Origin of the sequence: Sinomonas halotolerans, assembly GCF_039615075.1 — a bacterium.
GTDB lineage: Bacteria > Actinomycetota > Actinomycetes > Actinomycetales > Micrococcaceae > Sinomonas > Sinomonas halotolerans.
On the sequence record NZ_JBDFRB010000016.1, the window covers coordinates 17,620 to 35,439 of the forward strand.

At 72.6% G+C, this 17,820-nt stretch carries 11 protein-coding genes; 6 read left to right on the plus strand and 5 right to left on the minus strand.

The genetic code is table 11. The features are described from left to right. Positions 1–131: 131 nt before the first annotated feature. Positions 132–1,403 carry an RNA polymerase sigma factor gene (locus ABCQ75_RS14070; RefSeq protein WP_345886140.1) on the plus strand — a complete coding sequence of 424 codons (1,272 nt, stop codon included), beginning with the start codon at positions 132–134 and terminating at the stop codon, positions 1,401–1,403. 85 nt (positions 1,404–1,488) lie between these two features. Here ABCQ75_RS14070 and ABCQ75_RS14075 read toward each other — a convergent pair whose 3' ends face one another. Continuing rightward, a complete protein-coding gene (locus tag ABCQ75_RS14075) occupies positions 1,489–1,710 on the minus strand; it encodes a DUF7455 domain-containing protein (RefSeq protein ID WP_345886142.1) in 222 nt (73 codons plus the stop codon). 260 nt (positions 1,711–1,970) lie between these two features. Between ABCQ75_RS14075 and ABCQ75_RS14080 the strand changes: the two genes are divergently transcribed. Then, positions 1,971–4,076, plus strand: coding sequence for a DNA gyrase/topoisomerase IV subunit B (locus ABCQ75_RS14080; protein WP_345886143.1), 2,106 nt, complete (start codon positions 1,971–1,973; stop codon positions 4,074–4,076). A gap of 43 nt (positions 4,077–4,119) precedes the next feature. On the opposite strand, the gene ABCQ75_RS14085 is transcribed toward ABCQ75_RS14080, so the two are convergent. Then, positions 4,120–5,067 carry a M56 family metallopeptidase gene (locus ABCQ75_RS14085; RefSeq protein WP_345886145.1) on the minus strand — a complete coding sequence of 316 codons (948 nt, stop codon included), beginning with the start codon at positions 5,065–5,067 and terminating at the stop codon, positions 4,120–4,122. A gap of 22 nt (positions 5,068–5,089) precedes the next feature. Further along, entirely contained in the window at positions 5,090–5,461 is a 372-nt protein-coding gene (locus ABCQ75_RS14090; RefSeq protein ID WP_345886148.1) for a BlaI/MecI/CopY family transcriptional regulator, read from the minus strand. 230 nt (positions 5,462–5,691) lie between these two features. Here ABCQ75_RS14090 and ABCQ75_RS14095 point away from each other — a divergent pair, with 230 nt between their 5' ends. The 3 genes from ABCQ75_RS14095 to cydC are packed head-to-tail and all read left to right on the plus strand — an operon-like array spanning position 5,692 to position 11,840. Beyond that, on the plus strand, positions 5,692–7,308 hold the full coding sequence (locus ABCQ75_RS14095; RefSeq protein ID WP_345886211.1) for a cytochrome ubiquinol oxidase subunit I: 1,617 nt from the start codon (positions 5,692–5,694) through the stop codon (positions 7,306–7,308). Positions 7,309–7,332: 24 nt separating this feature from the next. Beyond that, positions 7,333–8,385, plus strand: coding sequence for a cytochrome d ubiquinol oxidase subunit II (gene cydB / locus ABCQ75_RS14100; protein WP_345886212.1), 1,053 nt, complete (start codon positions 7,333–7,335; stop codon positions 8,383–8,385). A gap of 5 nt (positions 8,386–8,390) precedes the next feature. Beyond that, a complete protein-coding gene (gene cydC / locus ABCQ75_RS14105; RefSeq protein ID WP_345886150.1) occupies positions 8,391–11,840 on the plus strand; it encodes a thiol reductant ABC exporter subunit CydC in 3,450 nt (1,149 codons plus the stop codon). Positions 11,841–11,897: 57 nt separating this feature from the next. On the opposite strand, the gene ABCQ75_RS14110 is transcribed toward cydC, so the two are convergent. Both ABCQ75_RS14110 and ABCQ75_RS14115 read right to left on the minus strand, forming a co-directional pair. Then, positions 11,898–12,416, minus strand: a complete 519-nt coding sequence (locus tag ABCQ75_RS14110) for a DinB family protein (protein ID WP_345886152.1) — start codon at positions 12,414–12,416, stop codon at positions 11,898–11,900. Between the two features lie 51 nt (positions 12,417–12,467). Continuing rightward, positions 12,468–15,041 carry a DNA gyrase/topoisomerase IV subunit A gene (locus ABCQ75_RS14115; RefSeq protein ID WP_427916111.1) on the minus strand — a complete coding sequence of 858 codons (2,574 nt, stop codon included), beginning with the start codon at positions 15,039–15,041 and terminating at the stop codon, positions 12,468–12,470. 52 nt (positions 15,042–15,093) lie between these two features. On the opposite strand from ABCQ75_RS14115, the gene ABCQ75_RS14120 reads away from it, so the two are divergent. Then, a complete protein-coding gene (locus ABCQ75_RS14120; RefSeq protein WP_345886154.1) occupies positions 15,094–17,781 on the plus strand; it encodes a bifunctional acetate--CoA ligase family protein/GNAT family N-acetyltransferase in 2,688 nt (895 codons plus the stop codon). Positions 17,782–17,820 lie beyond the last annotated feature (39 nt).

Below are 17,820 nucleotides of genomic sequence, written 5' to 3' on the forward strand. Positions count from 1 at the left end.
ATTCGGCCACCGACGGGTTGACTATCAAGACCCTTCGGTTCGATCGGCGCCTGCGCCCGGAGCTCGGACTTGACAGGGTCATAGTGGTGTTGCCCGCAGGGCGGCACCGGCACTGCGGCAGGAAGGTAATCGTGACGCCCCCCACGGAGAAAGAGACCGCCGAGACGGCAGCGGACGGCTCGGCCCAGAGCGCTGCTGCGCGCCCAGCGGCCAAGCGGTCGACGGGCCGGCCGGCTGCAGCGGCCGCCAAGGCGCGCGGCACTGCGGCGGCGAAGGTTGCCAAGGGCAAGGCGGGAGCGAAGAAGGCCGAGGACGCCGAGGCCGTCGAGGACGAGGACCTCGACTCGGTCACGCCCAACGAGGGCGAGATCGCGGCAGAGGACGAGGCGCTCGCCTCGGAGGCCAAGGGCGGCGCGCCCGGGAGCTCCGCCATGGTCATCTCGGACGCGGACGAGGACGACGCCCCGGTCCAGCAGGTGACGAGCGCAGGTGCCACGGCCGATCCGGTCAAGGACTACCTCAAGCAGATCGGCAAGGTCGCCCTGCTCAACGCCGAGCAGGAAGTCGACCTTGCGCTGCGCATCGAGGCCGGCCTGTTCGCCAAGCACAAGCTCGACGAGGAGGGGGACACCTACGACCCCCAGCACCGTCATGACCTCGAGCGCATCGTGCACGACGGCGAACGTGCAAAGAACCACCTCCTCGAGGCCAACCTTCGCCTCGTCGTCTCGCTCGCCAAGCGCTACACAGGCCGTGGCATGCTCTTCCTCGACCTCATCCAGGAAGGCAACCTCGGCCTGATCCGTGCAGTCGAGAAGTTCGACTACACGAAGGGCTTCAAGTTCTCGACCTACGCAACATGGTGGATCCGCCAGGCCATCACGCGCGCCATGGCGGACCAGGCCCGGACCATCCGCATTCCCGTGCACATGGTCGAGGTCATCAACAAGCTCGCGCGCGTCCAGCGCCAGATGCTGCAGGACCTCGGCCGCGAGCCCACGCCGGAGGAGCTTGCCAAGGAGCTCGATATGACCCCCGAGAAGGTGGTCGAGGTCCAGAAGTACGGCCGCGAGCCGATCTCGCTCCACACCCCGCTGGGCGAGGACGGCGACTCCGAGTTCGGTGACCTCATCGAGGACTCCGAGGCCGTGGTCCCCGCCGACGCTGTGAGCTTCACGCTCCTGCAGGAGCAGCTCCACTCCGTCCTGGACACGCTCTCCGAGCGCGAGGCCGGAGTGGTGGCCATGCGCTTCGGGCTCACGGACGGTCAGCCGAAGACCCTCGATGAGATCGGCAAGGTCTACGGCGTCACGCGCGAGCGCATCCGCCAGATCGAGTCCAAGACGATGTCCAAGCTCCGGCACCCGTCCCGCTCACAGGTCCTGCGCGACTACCTCGACTGAGGCAGCATGGCGAAGGCCCGGACACCTCAGTGTCCGGGCCTTCGCCTGTCTCCCTCTTCTTTGTCCTGCCAGGGGAGAAGGGCAGTCAGTCCTCAGCCGGTACGGGCTTCTCCGTGAGCCGGTCGGACTCGTCGTGCCAGCGCGACGAGAGCGGGCGCAGCCTCTCCTCGACCGCACGGGCGTGGTGGGCGCAGAATTGGAGCTCCCCGCCGGACGATTCCAGGACCACTCGCACGTAGGCCTGGGCGCCGCAGCGATCGCAGCGATCAGCCGCTGTCAGGGTGCGGTCCGCCAGTGCTGCAGTCATCTCAGCCTCCTTCAATCAACCGGGTGGTCTAACACGGTCACTACATCTAACACTGCCGGTGCCCGGATCTGTGCCAAGAATGCGCAACTTTCGCTCGGGGCGTATTGCGGTTCGGCAACGGCCATGGCCGCCGGAGGGCGCAGTCCGGCCACCTTCGAGAGTGGCGTGCGCGCGCACGGCTCCGACACGACTAGCCTTGGTCTGTGCTGTGCCGTCCCGCGGACAGCACCCAGGCAGCACCGAGAAGGAGTTTCCAGCGCGTGGCACCGAGTTCTGAATACACCGCCCGGCACCTGTCCGTCCTCGAGGGTCTCGAGGCGGTGCGCAAGCGCCCGGGCATGTACATCGGCTCGACGGACTCCCGAGGGCTCATGCACTGCCTCTGGGAGATCATCGACAACTCGGTCGACGAGGCGCTCGCAGGCTTCGGCCATGAGATCGCCGTGATCCTCCACCCCGACGGCTCGGTGGAGGTCCATGATGACGGACGCGGGATCCCGGTCGATGTCGAGCCCAAGACGGGCCTGACGGGCGTCGAGGTGGTCTTCACCAAGCTGCACGCCGGCGGCAAGTTCGGCGGCGGCTCCTACACGGCCTCCGGGGGCCTGCACGGCGTGGGTGCCTCGGTCGTCAACGCGCTCTCGGCACGCCTCGACGTCCAGGTGGACCGCGGGGGCAAGACGTACCAGATGTCCTTCCGCCGCGGCGAGCCGGGACGGTTCGCCGATGCAGGCAGGCCGAGCCCCTCGGCCCCCTTCGAGCCGTTCGTCGAGGACTCGGTGCTCGATGTCGTCGGCAAGGCCAAGCGAGGCGTCACCGGCACGCGCATCCGGTACTGGGCCGACTCCCAGATCTTCACTCCCGACGCCAGGTTCTCCTACGAGGACCTCGCAGCGCGCGCCCGCCAGACCTCCTTCCTCATCCCGGGGCTGCGGATCGCCGTCCGTGACGAGCGGCGGCTTCCGGGGACCCCCGGCGAGTCAGGCCTGCACGAGGAGGTCTTCCACCACGACGGCGGGATCTCCGAGTTCGTGGACTTCCTCGCCATCGACGCGCCGGTGACGGACGTGTGGCGGCTGCACGGGGCGGGCTCGTTCACCGAGACCGTGCCGGTCCTGGACGAGCGTGGGCACTCCCGGATCGCCGAAGTGGAGCGGTCCTGCGAGGTGGACGTGGCACTCCGCTGGGGCGTGGGGTACGACACGACGGTGCGCAGCTTCGTGAACATCATCGCGACCCCGAAGGGCGGCACCCATCAGGCGGGCTTCGAGGCGGCCATGCTCAAGGTGTTCCGCAAGGCCGTGGAGGCCAACGCCCGCAAGCTCAAGGCCGGCAACGACAAGATCGAGAAGGACGACGTGATGGCGGGGATGACGGCTGTCCTCACTGTCCGGCTCGCCGAGCCCCAGTTCGAGGGCCAGACGAAGGAGATCCTCGGGACGCCCGCGGTGCGCCAGATCGTCGCACGTGTGGTGGAGAAGGAACTCGCGACCAAGCTGGGCTCGACGGCCCGGGCAGACAAGAACCAGACGACCGTGCTGCTCGAGAAGGTCGTCAACGAGATGAAGTCCCGGATCACGGCCCGGGTCCACAAGGAGACCCAGCGGCGCAAGAATGCGCTCGAGACCTCCACGCTGCCGGCCAAGCTCATCGACTGCCGGACCGACGACACAGCCCGCTCCGAGCTGTTCATCGTCGAGGGCGACTCCGCGCTCGGGACCGCCCGCCACGCCCGCTCGAGCGAGTTCCAGGCGCTGCTGCCGATCCGCGGCAAGATCCTCAACGTCCAGAAGGCGTCCGTGGGGGACATGCTCTCCAATGCCGAGTGCGCGGCCCTCATCCAGGTGGTCGGCGCCGGCTCCGGACGGAGCTTCGACGCGGCTGCGGCCCGCTACGGCAGGGTGATCCTCATGACCGACGCGGACGTGGACGGCGCGCACATCCGCACGCTCCTGCTGACCCTCTTCTTCCGGTACATGCGCCCCATGGTCGAGCAGGGACGCGTGTTCGCCGCCGTCCCGCCGCTGCACCGGGTGGAGGTGGTCCACGCCGGGTCCAAGCCGAACGAGATGGTGTACACGTACTCCGAGGCCGAGCTGCACCGGCTCCTGGCGCGGCTCGAGGCAGAGGGCAAGAAGTACAAGGAGCCGATCCAGCGCTACAAGGGCCTCGGGGAGATGGACGCCGACCAGCTCGCGGAGACCACGATGGACCCTCGCCACCGGAGCCTGCGCCGCGTGACGATCGAGAGCGCCCAGCGGGCCGAGGAGGTGTTCGAGCTGCTCATGGGCTCCGATGTGGCGCCGCGCAAGGACTTCATCGTCTCGGGCAGCGAGAGCCTCGACCGCGAGCGGATCGACGCGTAGGGGACCTCGCGCCGGGTCCCTCGGCCCGGGCAGCAGGATCGGCTCAGCCGAGCCCCGGCAGCAGGAGCAGTGCGGTGGGCACGGCGAGCAGGAGGGCTGAGGCCGCGAGGATGAGCCCGGTCGCCGCGGCCGGAAGCGGCGGCCGGGGCGTGAGGAGGCGGCTCAGCCGCGCTGCGACGTCCACGTCCTCGCCCTCGTCGACCGCCGCCGGCACCGCTGACGCGGGCACGCCGTCCCCGCCGCCGCCCACGGCCACCAGGGCGATCGCCCGCACGAGGACCGGGTCCGGCGTCGAGCGCCGCGCCACGTCGTCGGCGAGCATCTCGATGAGCGAGCTCACCGCGCCGCGCGCGAGCCGGGAGGTGGGCAGCCACGGGAGCGCGGCCCGCCAGGCCTCGAAGGCCCAGAGCAGCAGGTGGTGCCGCTGGGTCAGGTGGGCGCGCTCGTGGCGCACGACGGCGTCGAGCTCCTCGGGCGCGAGGGTCTCCATGAGCCCGTCTGACAGGACGGTGACGGAGCGCGAGCCCCCGGGGAGGCAGTACGCCACCGGCGCGGGGTGGTTGATGACGACGGTGCGCTCGAGGGCACCCGAGGGCGAGCTCAGGAGGGCGAGCAGCTCGCGGTGCCGACGGCGCTGCGTCACGATGCGCGCGTACGTCAGGAGGAGCGTGAAGACGAGGTGGACGCCCAGCAGCGCGGCGGCGCAGAGGGCGAAGAGGTGCCAGAAGTGGAGCTCGTCCGAGGTCTGGTTGGACAGGACGATCTGCACGGCCCGGCGCAGGGCGGCGACGAGGTTCTCGCCGAGGGGCTCGAGGCCGTAGACGGCCATGGCGCCGATCATGGACAGACCGCCGGCGAGGGCGATCGACTGCCACAGGACCATCGCCGCGAAAGGGGACCGGGACGTCCACCGCGCGCGCGAGAGCGCCAGCGGCACGGGCCAGGCAAGCGCCACGGCCAGCAGCGCGAGGAGGTAGGCGGTCAGGAGCACGGGGAGGTCCCGGCGGTGAGGGTCAGCCCTGGGCCAGGAGCCTGCGCAGGGTCGCGGCCTCGGAGTCGGACACGGCGCCGATGAACCGGGCCAGGACTGCCTCGCGGTCCGGGGCGGTCCCGAGCGCCTCGTGCATCAGGTGGGCGGTGTGCTCCTCGCGCGTGGAGACGGAGCGGTAGCGGTGCGGGCGCGTTCCGCGCTCGCGCTCGACGAGGCCCTTCTTCTCGAGCCGGGAGAGGACGGTCAGCACGGTTGTGACGGCAAGGTCCTTGCCCTCGTGGCCGTGTCCTTCGCTCTGCGCGAGGCGGTCGCGGAGGTCGTTGGCGGTGGACGCCTCGGGAGCGGACCACAGGAGGTCCATCACCGATCGCTCCAGTTCACCCAGGCTTGCCATGTTGCTCAGTCCTCACTCGGTCCTCGCCGCTGTGCTCCGATCCGCCAGCAGCGGGGCGCGCAGTGCACCCGGAACCATTCTACGCGAGGTAGAACAGTTCGGCCCCCTCTGCGTGCGCTGTTCGCCGAGAGCATGGAGGGCGAGCGTGTGGAGCGGGAAAGTGTTCTACACTCGGTAGAAGTCAGAGTTTCTACAAACCGTAGAACTCCATGTCGAGGATGGGAGCGCGCGTGGACGCTGTGGAGCTCGCCCGGTGGCAGTTCGGCATCACGACGGTCTACCACTTCATGATGGTGCCGCTCACGATCGGCCTGGGCCTCGTGGTCGCCATCATGCAGACCATGTGGCACCGGACGGGGAGGCCCGAGTACCTGCGGATGACGAAGTTCTGGGGCAAGCTCTTCCTCATCAACTTCATCATGGGCGTGGCCACCGGGATCGTCCAGGAGTTCCAGTTCGGCATGGCGTGGAGCGAGTACAGCCGGTTCGTCGGCGACGTGTTCGGCGCGCCGCTGGCAATGGAGGCGCTCCTCGCCTTCTTCGTCGAGTCGACGTTCCTCGGGCTGTGGATCTTCGGCTGGAAGCAGCTGCGCCCCGGCCTCCACCTCGCGGCGCTGTGGGCGGCGGTGGTCGGGTCGGTGGTCTCCGCCTACTTCATCATCGTGGCCAACAGCTGGATGCAGCACCCCGTGGGCGTCACGGTCGTCGACGGGCGGCCGGTGATGACGGACGCGTGGGCCGTGTTCACCAACAACACCGCCCTCGTCGCCTTCCCCCACACCCTCATGGGCGCCCTCGGCGTTGCCGGCGCCTTCCTCCTCGGCATCTCCTGGTACCACCTGTGGCAGCGTCGCCACGACGGGATCGACACGGTCGGCACCGTGGCCGGCCGCACCCGCGTGGTCGTCGGGGAGGCCCCCGGTGTCCCCGGCCGGGACCGGGCGGACCACGCCGTGTGGCTGAAGTCGCTGAGGATCGGCGCAGTGGTCGCGATGGTCTCGTTCGCGGGCACCTCCGTCACCGGCGACCTCCAGGGCAAGCTCATGTTCGAGCAGCAGCCCATGAAGATGGCCGCCGCTGAGGCCGCCTGCCACGACGGCACCGGCTTCTCGGTCCTGTCCGTGGGCAACATCGGCTCGAAGGACTGCGACGACGTGGTGGCCGTGTGGGAGGTCCCCGGCGTCCTCTCCTTCCTCGCCAAGGGCGACTTCACCACCGAGGTCAAGGGCGTCAACACCCTCCTGCCGGAGTACGAGGCAGCCTACGGCGAGACCCTTCCGGACCGCCCGCTCTACGGCGAGCGCGCCGGCACCGAGATCCAGTACGTCCCCGTCATGGAGGTCACCTACTGGGGCTTCCGCATGATGATCGGCTTCGGGGCCCTCGCCGCCGCCGCAGCGGCCGCGGCACTGTGGGCCACACGGCGCGGCACGGTGCCGGCCTCGCGCGGCCTCATGCGCCTCGCAGTGGTGGGGATCCTCGCGCCGTTCGGGGCCAACGCGGCCGGGTGGATCTTCACCGAGATGGGCCGCCAGCCCTTCGTCGTGGCCCCGAACCCTGCCATGGCCGGCAGCGTCGACCAGGTCTTCATGTTCACGGCGGCGGCCGTCTCGCCCGGAGTGGAGGCCGGCGAGATCCTTGCCTCGCTCATCGTCCTGACCTCGGTGTACGCGGCGCTCATGGTGGTCGAGGTCCGCCTGCTGTGGATGTACGTCCGCGGCGGGGTGGCCTCCGCGATGCCCGAGCTCGCCCGGGGAGCCGGGACCCCGCCGTCGGACGGTGCCGGATCAGGCACCGCAGCCGGCGGCACCAAGCCCGCCGACGACGTCCTCGCCTTCGCCTACTAGGAGCAGACCGTGGAGACCACAGCCATCGAAACCCTGCCCACCGTCTGGTTCTGCGCGATCGCGGTCCTCTGGCTCGGATACCTCTTCCTCGAGGGGTTCGACCTCGGGGTCGGGATGCACATGAAGCTGTTCGCGCGCGGCGAGGCCGAGCGGCGCGTGCTGCTCAACACGATCGGCCCCGTGTGGGACGGCAACGAGGTCTGGCTCCTCACCGCCGGCGGGGCGACGTTCGCGGCGTTCCCGCTCTGGTACGCCTCCCTCTTCTCGGCCCTGTACCTTCCGCTCACGCTCGCCCTGGTCGCGCTCATCTTGCGCGCGGTGGCGATCGAGTACCGCGGCAAGGTCCACACCGACCGGTGGCGCGCCGGCTGGGACTGGGCGATTGCGCTCGGCTCGGCCACGGCGGCGTTCTGCGTCGGCGCGCTCCTGGCGCTCACCACGACCGGCCTCCCGCTCGACGCGAACGGGGACCGCGTGGGCGGGCCCTTCGCATGGTTCAGCGGCTACGCCGTGCTCGGCGGGCTCGCAGCGGTCGGCTTCGCGCTCGTGCACGGGCTCGCCTTCCTCGCCCTCAAGACCGACGGCGGCATCCGCACCCGCGCGCATGCCGCGTTCGTCCGCTGGCTCCCCGTGGGGATCCTCCCGCTGGCGGGCTGGGTCGTGGCGGTCCAGACGGCCACGGGCGAATGGTGGAGCTGGGCGCTCGCCGCCGGCGCGGTCGCGGCCGCAGCGGTGGCCTACTCGCTCGGCCGGGCGGGCTCCGAGGGCCGGGCGTTCATCGCGCTCGGAACCTTCCTCACGCTCGGTGTCGCCGCCGTCTTCTCCGCGGTCTACCCAGCCGTGCTGCCCTCCACGATCGACCCGGCCTACACCCTGACCGTCATGAACGCGTCCTCCTCGGACTACACGCTCGGCCTCATGAGCGTCGTCGCACTGATCGGCCTCCCGCTCATCCTCGCCTACCAGTCCTGGACCTACTGGGTGTTCCGGCGCCGCCTCACCGTGGGCAGCATCCCGACGGCGCACACGGTGGTCCCCGCGACCGTGCGCCGGCTCGTCACCGGACGCGAGGGCTAGGGCCCATGCGCCCGGACATCCCCCTCGGGCCCACCACGCGCTGGGCCGCCGCCCTCCTCGCCCTCCTCGCGGTTGCGCGGGCCGCCGGGCTCGTGCTCATGGCGCAGGGCGTCGCGGACGGACTCGCGGGCCTCGCTGCCGGGAGCGGCCCCTTCCCCGGACCAGGCGGCGCCGGTGCGCTGCCCGGACGGGAGGCGGCCCTGTCCGCCGCGGCCGGCGTGCTCATCCGCGCGGCCGCGCACTGGGGCGCCGCCGCCGTGGGCCGCTGGGCGGCCGTCGGCGTCAAGGAGGAGCTCCGGTCCCGGCTGCTCGCGGCAGGGCTCGCCGGCGGCGCGTCCCCCTCGGGCGCGTCTCCCTCGGGGGAGGACGACGGCGAGGCCCGCGTGTCGTCGTCGGCCGCCGCGACCGCCGTGCTCGCCGGACGCGGCCTCGACGGGCTGGACTCCCTCTACACGCAGTACCTTCCCGCCCTCGTGCACACAGCCGCCGTGCCGCTGCTCCTCGGCGCGCGCATCCTCGGCGCGGACTGGGTCAGCGCGCTCATCCTCGCCCTGACCCTCCCGCTCGTGCCGCTCTTCATGATCCTGATCGGCCGCCACACGCTCGAGGCCGTCGCCGAGGCCCAGCAGTCCCTCTTCCGGCTCAGCGCGCACCTCGTCGAGCTCGCCCAGGGACTGCCCGTCCTCGTGGGGCTCGGCCGCGCGGGCGAGCAGCGCGCCGCGCTCGCGGACCTCTCCAGGGGCTACCGCGACCGGACCATGGCCACCCTGCGGGTCGCGTTCCTGTCTGCCCTCGCGCTCGAGCTCATCGCCACCATCTCGGTGGCCGTGGTCGCCGTCTTCATCGGCGTCCGCCTCGTGCACGGAGACATGCCGCTCGCGCCGGGGCTCCTCGCGCTCATGCTGGCCCCGGAGTGCTTCCAGCCGCTCCGCGACCTCGGCACGGCCCACCACGCGAGCGAGGACGGCGCCGAGGCGCTGCGCCGTGTGCGCGAGCGCCTCGCCGTGCCGTCGGGCACCTCCGCGGTGCGGGGGTCCATTGCGGCGGGGGCTTCCACGAGCGGCTCCGCCGGGACCGCCGGGGGCATGCGGGTCGGGGAGCTCACGGTGCGCTACGACGGAGCGGCGCATGACGCCGTGGCGGGAGTGGCATTCACCGCGCTCGCCGGCCGCCGCACCCTGCTCGCCGGTCCGAGCGGCTCGGGCAAGACCACCGTGCTCGCCGTCCTCGCGGGCCTCACGCGGGACGGGGCCGGCGCCCGCGTCACCGGCACGGTCTCCGGAATCGACCCAGCGCGAGTGGCATGGGTGCCGCAGCACCCCCAGTTCACCGAGCGCAGCGTCACGGCCGAGGTGGCGCTCTACGCCGGGGAGGCAGGACGCCGCCCGGGCACGGTCGCGGAACTCCTCGACCGCCTCGGGCTCGGCGCGCTCGGCCACGCGGACCCGGCCGAGCTCAGCCCCGGGCAGCAGCGACGCGTCGCCGTCGCCCGGGGTCTCGCCCGCGTGGCCGACGGCGCCGACACCGTCCTCCTCGACGAGCCCACCGCCCATCTCGACGAGGCCTCGGCCGCCCTCGTCGAACAGGCCATCGTCGGGCTCCCCGCGGACGCCACCGTCCTGCTCGTCTCGCACGAGACGGGCACCGCGGCGCTCGCGGACTATGTGATCGACGTGTCCACCCGCGCGGGCGCCGGGCGCTCCGGCGTGGAGTCCTCGAGGTTCCGCGCCGACATCCCGGACGCCGTCGCGCCCCCGCTCCGTGAGTCGCGCCGCGAAGACGCACCCAGCGGGGCGTGGCTGGGTGCCCTGGCCCGTCTCATCCGACCGGACGCGGGCCGGTACGCGCTGGCGGCCCTCGCCGGCCTCGGCGCCGCCGCCGCGGGCGTGGCGCTCGCGGCACTCTCGGGATGGCTCATCGTCCGCGCGAGCGAGCAGCCGCCCATCCTGTTCCTCCTCACGGCGATCGTGGGCGTGCGCTTCTTCGGGATCGCGCGGGCCGTGCTGCGCTACTGCGAACGCCTCGCCGTGCACTCCGCGGTGCTCTCGACGCTCACGGAGCTGCGCGGGAAGCTGTGGGCCGCCCTCGCCGCGCAGGGCCTCGCGGCGCGGCGGCTCCTCGTCCCGGGGGCAGCCCTCGAATCCCTCGTGGGCGATGCCGAGGCCGTGCGGGACCAGCTGCCGCGCGTCCTCCACCCGATCGCCACGGCGGTCCTCGTCGCCGCGGGCGCCCTCGTCGCCGTCGGGCTCCTCCTCCCGGAGCAGGTGCCCGCCCTCGCTGCGGCCCTCGGCACAGCGCTGCTCGTGGCGCCCGCCGTCGCCCTCGCCGCAGACCGCCACTCGGCGCGGCTCGCCGCCACAGGACGCACAGGGCTGCTGGCGCGCATCGGGCAGGCGTTCGGCGCCGCCGGCGACCTCGCAGCGAACGGGCGCACCGGCGTCGTGCTCGCGGGCCTGCGCGCCGAGGACGCGCGCCTCACCCGGCTCGAACGGCGGAGCGCCGGCGCGGAAGGCCTCGCGCAGGGCCTCGTCCTCGCCGCGTCCGGTTTCGCCGCGGTGGCCACCCTCGCCACCGCGGATGCCGCCGGTGCGCCCGGGACCACGGCCGCCGCCGTACTCCTGCTCCAGCTCGCGCTCGCCGAGCCGCTCGCCGCCGCGAGCACCGCTGTCCAGCAGCTTCCCGCGCTGCGCTCGGCCCTCGCGCGCATCGCGGCCGAGGACTCCCCGAGCCCGGTCTCGGACACTGTCCCGGCCCCCGGCGCCGAACCGGGTGCCTTCCTGGAACCGGGCGAGGGCACCGGCGTCCGCCCGGGCGCCGTGCGGCTCCGGGGGGTCGCGCTCGGCTGGCCCGGTGCGGCCGACGTCGTCACGCGCCTCACCCTCGAGGCCTCGCCGGGGGAGTGGGTCGTCGTGGCGGGCCCGTCCGGCAGCGGCAAGTCCACCCTGCTCGCCCTTCTCACCGGCTTCCTCGCACCGCGCGCGGGCACGGCGGCGGTGGGCGGCACGGTCGCGTGGTGCCCGCAGGAGGGGCACCTCTTCGACTCGACCGTGCGGGGCAACCTCGCCCTCGCCCGCGGACGCGACCGCGCGCCGTCGGACGCCGAGCTCGAGGAGGCGCTGCGGAAGGTGGGACTGCTCGAGCACGTGCGCTCCCTGCCTGGCGGCCTCGATGCCCGGATCGGAAGCCGCGGGGCGTACCTCTCGGGCGGGCAGCGGCAGCGGCTCGCGGTGGCGCGGACCCTGCTCGCCGGGGCCGACGTCGTCCTCCTGGACGAGCCGACCGCGCACCTTGACCCGGAGGCCGGGCTCGACCTCGTCGCGGCCCTGCACGCCGCGCTCGCCGACCGGACCGTGATCATGGTCACCCACCACGCCTCCGAGCTCCTGCCCGGGGACCGGCTCGTGCGGCTCGAGGGCGCGCTCGACGGCGGGAGGGCGCCACAGCCGGTCGGCTGACGGTGCGCGCAGCGCGGCTCCAGGGCTGGGAGGCTGTGCGGCTGTCTGGGCCGCCCGTCAGCCGGCCACGTCGGCCAGGTGGTGCTCGACGTCGTGCAGGAAGTACCGCGCAAGGGTCACGACCGTGAACGCGCTGCCGTTGCTGCGCAGCCCGCGGCGGCCGAAGGCCTCGGAGGGGACGGCGGCGAACGCGTCACGGGCCAGTGCGCCCTGCTCGGCGAGCTCGGCGCGGACGGTCTCCGGGTCGGCGTGGCCGTAGTCCTTCTCGAGGGCCGTCGCGTCCTGGTTCCAGTCCGGGAACTGCGCGCCGTCCTCGGCGAGGATGAGGCCCAGACGGTGGCGGAAGAGTTCGAACACGTCCCGCACGTGGAAGCCGTACTCGAGCGGCGACCACGTCGAGCCGTCCGGGCGCTCCGCGACGCCGGGCCTGCTCATGACCGCGTCCCAGCGGGGGAGCGCCGCATCGATCCTCTCCGCGACGTCCTGCGGGGTGAGGGAGTCCGCGTCGAAGCCGCATTCGGGGCACTTCTCGTCCAGGACCCAGGTCCAGTCCTTGGTGTCAGGGGTGATCGCCATGACCGCAGTCTAGGACTCCGCCGTGCCGGGATGCCGTACCCGGAACGGGTGCTAGGCGAAGCTCGGGCCGATGAGGTCCACTGCCTGGCTCAGCGGGACGCCGGAACCGTCGCGGCGCCCATGCTCGCTCGGCAGAGAACGGGCCACGCCGCCCGCGGAGGACGCCTTGGCCGGGCCCCTGCCCACCCAGGCGAGGACAAGCCGGTCCTCACCCTTGAGGAACCGGTGCGCGCGGACTCCGCCGGTCGCCCGCCCCTTCGCCGGGTACTCGGCGAGCGGGGTCACCTTCGCCGTGCCGGCGCTCGTGCCCGGCAGCGCCGCGTCGCCCCCGGCGATCGTGACGACGACGGCGCCAACGGCACCCGCTCCCGGCCCGGCGTCGTCGGCGGTCGCGTCGCCCGGGCCCGCCTCAGCCGCGGGAACGACGCCGAAGAAGACCGCCTCGTCGCCGGCGGCCAGCTTGATGCCGGCCATCCCCCCGGCAGCGCGGCCCTGGGGCCGCACCACGGAGGCCTCGAAGCGCAGGAGCTGCGCCTGGGCGGTGACGAAGACGAGCGTGTCCTCGTCTCCCGCCGGCGCCGCCGCCAGGACGGTGTCGCCGGGCTTGAGGGCAATGGCCTCCCAGTCCTCGCGGTTGAGCGGGTACTCGGGCGACACGCGCTTGACCACGCCCTGCGAGGTCCCGAGCGCGACCACGGTGTCCAGCGGCACGAGCGCGACGAGCGTCTCGCCCTTGCCGAGGGTGAGGAACTCCTTGGCCGGGACCCCGGCTGCGAGGTTGGGCAGGCCGGAGGACGGGGGCAGCACGGGCAGGTCCACGGTCTGGAGGCGCACCATGCGGCCGGAGGAGGTGACCGCGCCGAGCTCGCCGCGGGCCGTCGTGCGCACGGCCGAGCGGAACACGTCATGGCGGGAGCGCTGTCCCGGCTCCGTGAGGGGCTCGGCGTGCTCGGTGCGGGCGATGAGCCCGGATGCCGAGAGGATCGCCCAGCACGGCTCGTCGGCGATCTCGAGCTGGAGGGCGGGCGCCTTCGCCTTCCCTGCGGCAGCGGCGGGCGAGCTGGCCCGTGAGACGGTCGCTGCGGCGTCGTCCGCCTCGAGGAGCACGGTGCGCCGCGGCGTCGCGTGCTGCGCCGCGACCTCCCCGAGCTCGGAGGAGACGAGGCCGCGCAGGAGCCCGTCGGAGCCCAGGATGGCCTCGAGCTCGGCGATCTCCCGGCGCAGCTCGTCCTGCTCCTTCTCGAGCTCGATCCGCGAGTACTTGGTGAGCTGGCGCAGGCGCAGCTCGAGGATGTGGTTGGCCTGGACCTCGGAGAGGTCGTAGATGGACATGAGCCGCTCGCGGGCCGCCGCCGCCTCGTCCGAGGTGCGGATGATCTGGATGACCTCGTCGATGTCCATGATCGCCACGAGGAGGCCTTCGACCAGGTGCAGCCTGTCCTTGCGCTTGCCCAGACGGAAGACCGTGCGCCGGCGCACCACGGAGATCCGGTGCCCGACGTACACGCGCAGGAGGTCCAGGAGCCCGAGCGTCTGCGGCTGGCCGTCCACGAGCGTGACGTTGTTGATGCCGAACGAGTCCTCGAGCGGCGTGTAGCGGTACAGCTGGGCGAGGACAGCCTGGGGGTTGAAGCCGTTCTTGACCTCGATCACGAGGCGCAGGCCGTGCTTGCGGTCCGTCAGGTCGGTGACGGCGCTGATGCCCGCGAGCTTCTTGGACCCGACCGCGTCCTTGATCTTCTCGATGACCTTCTCGGGGCCCACCATGTAGGGCAGCTCGGTGACGACGAGGCCCGTGCGGCGGGCGGAGAGCTGCTCGATGCCGACCTTCGCGCGCGTCCTGAACGAGCCGCGGCCCGTCCTGTACGCGTCGCGGATGCCCTCGAGCCCCACGATCGTGCCGCCGGAGGGGAGGTCGGGGCCGGGCACGAGCTCCATGACCTCCTCGAGCGTCGCATCGGGGCGCTCGATGACGAGCTGGGCCGCCGCGATGACCTCGCCGAGGTTGTGGGGCGCCATGTTCGTCGCCATGCCCACGGCGATCCCGGTGGCGCCGTTGACGAGGAGGTTGGGGAACGCAGCCGGCAGGACCTCGGGCTGGGTGAGCTGGTTGTCGTAGTTCGGGATGAAGTCCACGACGTCCTCGTCGAGGCTCCCGGTGAGGGCCAGCGCGGCCGCGTCCAGCCGCGCCTCCGTGTAGCGGGGGGCAGCGGGGCCGTCGTCGAGCGAGCCGAAGTTGCCGTGGCCGTCGATGAGCGGCAGCCGCAGCGAGAAGCCCTGCGCCATGCGCACCATCGCGTCGTAGATCGCCGCGTCGCCGTGCGGGTGGAGCTTTCCCATGACCTCGCCGACCACGCGGGCGCTCTTGACGTGCCCGCGGTCCGGACGCAGCCCCATCTCGCTCATCATGTAGAGGATGCGGCGCTGGACCGGCTTGAGGCCGTCCCGCGCGTCGGGGAGCGCGCGGGAGTAGATGACGGAGTACGCGTACTCGAGGAAGGAGGACTCCATCTCCTCCGCGACGTCGATGTCGGTGATGTTCTCCGCGAAATCATCCGTTCCGGGGAGGGTGTCCGCGCCGGCGGGCTTCCGTCCGCCGCTGCGGGAGTTCTGTCCTCGTGCCAAGACTGCGTCGGTCCTTACTGCTGGGTCTGGGGGCCTGAACTAGGCTAACCCTATGGCGGAGGCGCGCACGCAGACTGCATATCCCCGGCACTGGGAGGCCGATGTCGTCCTCCGGGACGGCGGGACCGCGCACCTGCGGCCGATCCGGCCCGAGGACGCCCCCGCTCTCGAGGCATTCCACGGGCGCCAGTCCGAAGGCTCGATCTACTTCCGCTTCTTCAGCTACAAGGCCCGCCTCACCGACGCGGAGCTCAAGCGCTTCACGGAGGTCGACCACCGCGACCGCGCCGCCCTCGTGATCACGGTCGGCGACGAGATCATCGGGGTGGGCCGGTATGACCGGCTCAGCGACCCGGCCGAGGCCGAGGTCGCGTTCAACATCGCGGACGCGCACCAGGGGCGCGGGCTGGGCTCGATCCTCCTCGAGCACCTTGCGGCCGCGGCGCGGGAGAACCACATCCGCCGCTTCACTGCCGAGGTCCTCCCCGAGAACCGCAAGATGCTCGCCGTGTTCGCAGAGGCCGGCTACGCCCTCGACCGACGCTTCGACGACGGCGTGGTGAGCGTGTCCTTCGAGATCGACCCCACCGAGAAGTCGCGCGCGGTCATGGCCTCGCGCGAGCACCGCGCCGAGGCCCGAAGCGTCCTGGGGCTCCTCGCCCCGTCCTCGGTCGCAGTCATCGGGGCCAGCCGCGCGTGGGGCTCGATCGGGCACCAGCTGCTCGAGCACCTCGTCGAAGGAGGGTTCGAGGGGCCGGTCTACGCGATCAACCCCGAGGCGCTGGAACTCGGGGGGATGATCCCGTACGGCAGGATCTCCGAGGTCCCGGAGGCGGTGGACCTCGCCCTCGTCGCCGTCCCCTACGCCGAGGTCCCGGCCGTGGTCGCCGAATGCGCGGCTGCGGGGGTGCACGGGGTGGTCATCGCCTCGGGCGGCTTCGCCGAGCGTGGAGCGGAGGGGCTCGCGGCGCAGCGCGAGATCGTCCGCCACGCGCGCTCGCGCGGCATGCGGGTCGTGGGACCCGGGTCGCTCGGGATCGTCAACACCGATCCGGACGTGCGGCTCAACGCCTCCCTCGCCCCGCGGCTCCCCCGGCAGGGCGGGCTCGGCCTGTTCAGCCAGTCGGCCTCGATCGGGGTGGCCGTCTTCGCCGCCGCGCACCGCCGTCATCTGGGCTTCTCCTCGATCGTCTCCGCCGGCAACCGAGCGGATGTCTCCGGCAACGACGTCATGCAGTACTGGGAGGACGACGTCGCGACCGACGCGGTCGCGCTCTACCTCGAGTCGTTCGGCAATCCGCGCAAGTTCGCGCGGATCGCGCGCCGCCTGGCCCGGTCCAAGCCCGTCATCGTGGCCAAGGGAGAGGGCCTCGGACTGCGGCTCCCGCCGGGCCATTCGGGCCGCACCACGCAGGCGCCCGCCGGCGCGCTGGACGCCATGCTCCGGCAGGCCGGCGTCATCCGCGTGGGCACGGTCGAGGAGCTCGTGGACGTCGCCCAGATCGCCGCCGGTCCTCTCCCGGCAGGGCCGGGCGTCGCCGTCCTGAGCAATTCGATCGCCTTGGGCCGGGTCGCCGCGGACACGGCCCAGACCCTCGGGCTCGCCGTCGCCGCCACGGAGGACCTCGGCCTCGCCAGACCCACAGCGGCCGACTTTGCCGGCGCGGCCCGCGCGCTGCTGGACGGCGAGGGGGTGGACGCGGTCGTCGTCGCCGTCCTGCCCGTGGCCGGGCTGAGGGTCGACGACGTGGCCTCCGCGCTCGGGGAGGTCGCCGAGGCATCGGGCGCCCCCGTCCTGGCGGTCTTCCCGGGCATCCTCGACCGGCGCATCGAGACGGACGGGCTGCTGCCCGCCCCTGGGCGCAGGGACGCCGGCGCGCCCCGCGTCCCCGCGTTCAGCAGCGCGGGGCCGGCCCTCGCGGCGCTCGCCGCGACCGTGCGGTACAGCGAGTGGCTCGCGGTGGACCAGGGCGTGCCGTTCGAGGCGGAGCATGACGACGATGCCGCCGAGGCGCTCATCGAGCCGTACCTGAGCGATGTCGAGGGGACCGAGCTCACGCGGCTCCCGGACGAGGCCGCTGCACGGCTCCTGGCCTCGTACGGGATCCAAGTCGTCCCGTCCCGGCGTGCGGCGGACGCCGAGGAGGCCGTCGCGGCCGGGGAGGCGCTCGGCTGGCCCGTGGCGGTCAAGTCTGCGAGCGCCCACCTCCGGCACCGCCTCGACCTGGGCGCAGTGCGGCTCGATGTCCAGGACGCGCCCGCCCTCCGCAGCGCGGTCGAGCAGATGGGACACTCACTCAGCGCCCTGGGCGGCGGGGAGTTCGAGGTGCAGTCCATGGCCCCCGTGGGCCAGGCCTGCGTGCTCCGCGCGCTCGAGGATCCGCTGCTCGGGCCGGTGGTCTCGTTCGGCCTCGCCGGGGACGCGGTGGACCTCCTCGACGACTGGGCCCACCGGATCACCCCCCTGACGACGGGCGACGTCCGCGAGATGGTCCGCTCGCCGCGCACCTCGGTCAAGCTCTTCGGGCACGAGGGCCTGCCCCCTCTCGACGTCGCAGCACTCGAGGACCTCGTGGGGCGGGTCTCCCTCCTCAAGGACCGCCATCCCGAGGTCGCGCTCGTCGAGCTGCGGCCCGTCGTCGTGAGCGAGACCGGGCTCGCGGTGCTGTCCGTGGCCGCATGGATCGGGAACGCGGCCCGCCGCACGGACAACGCGCGCCGCGCGATGCTGGCCCAGTAGGACCGCTCCTCCCACGGGGGTGCCCGCCCCGCCTTGGGG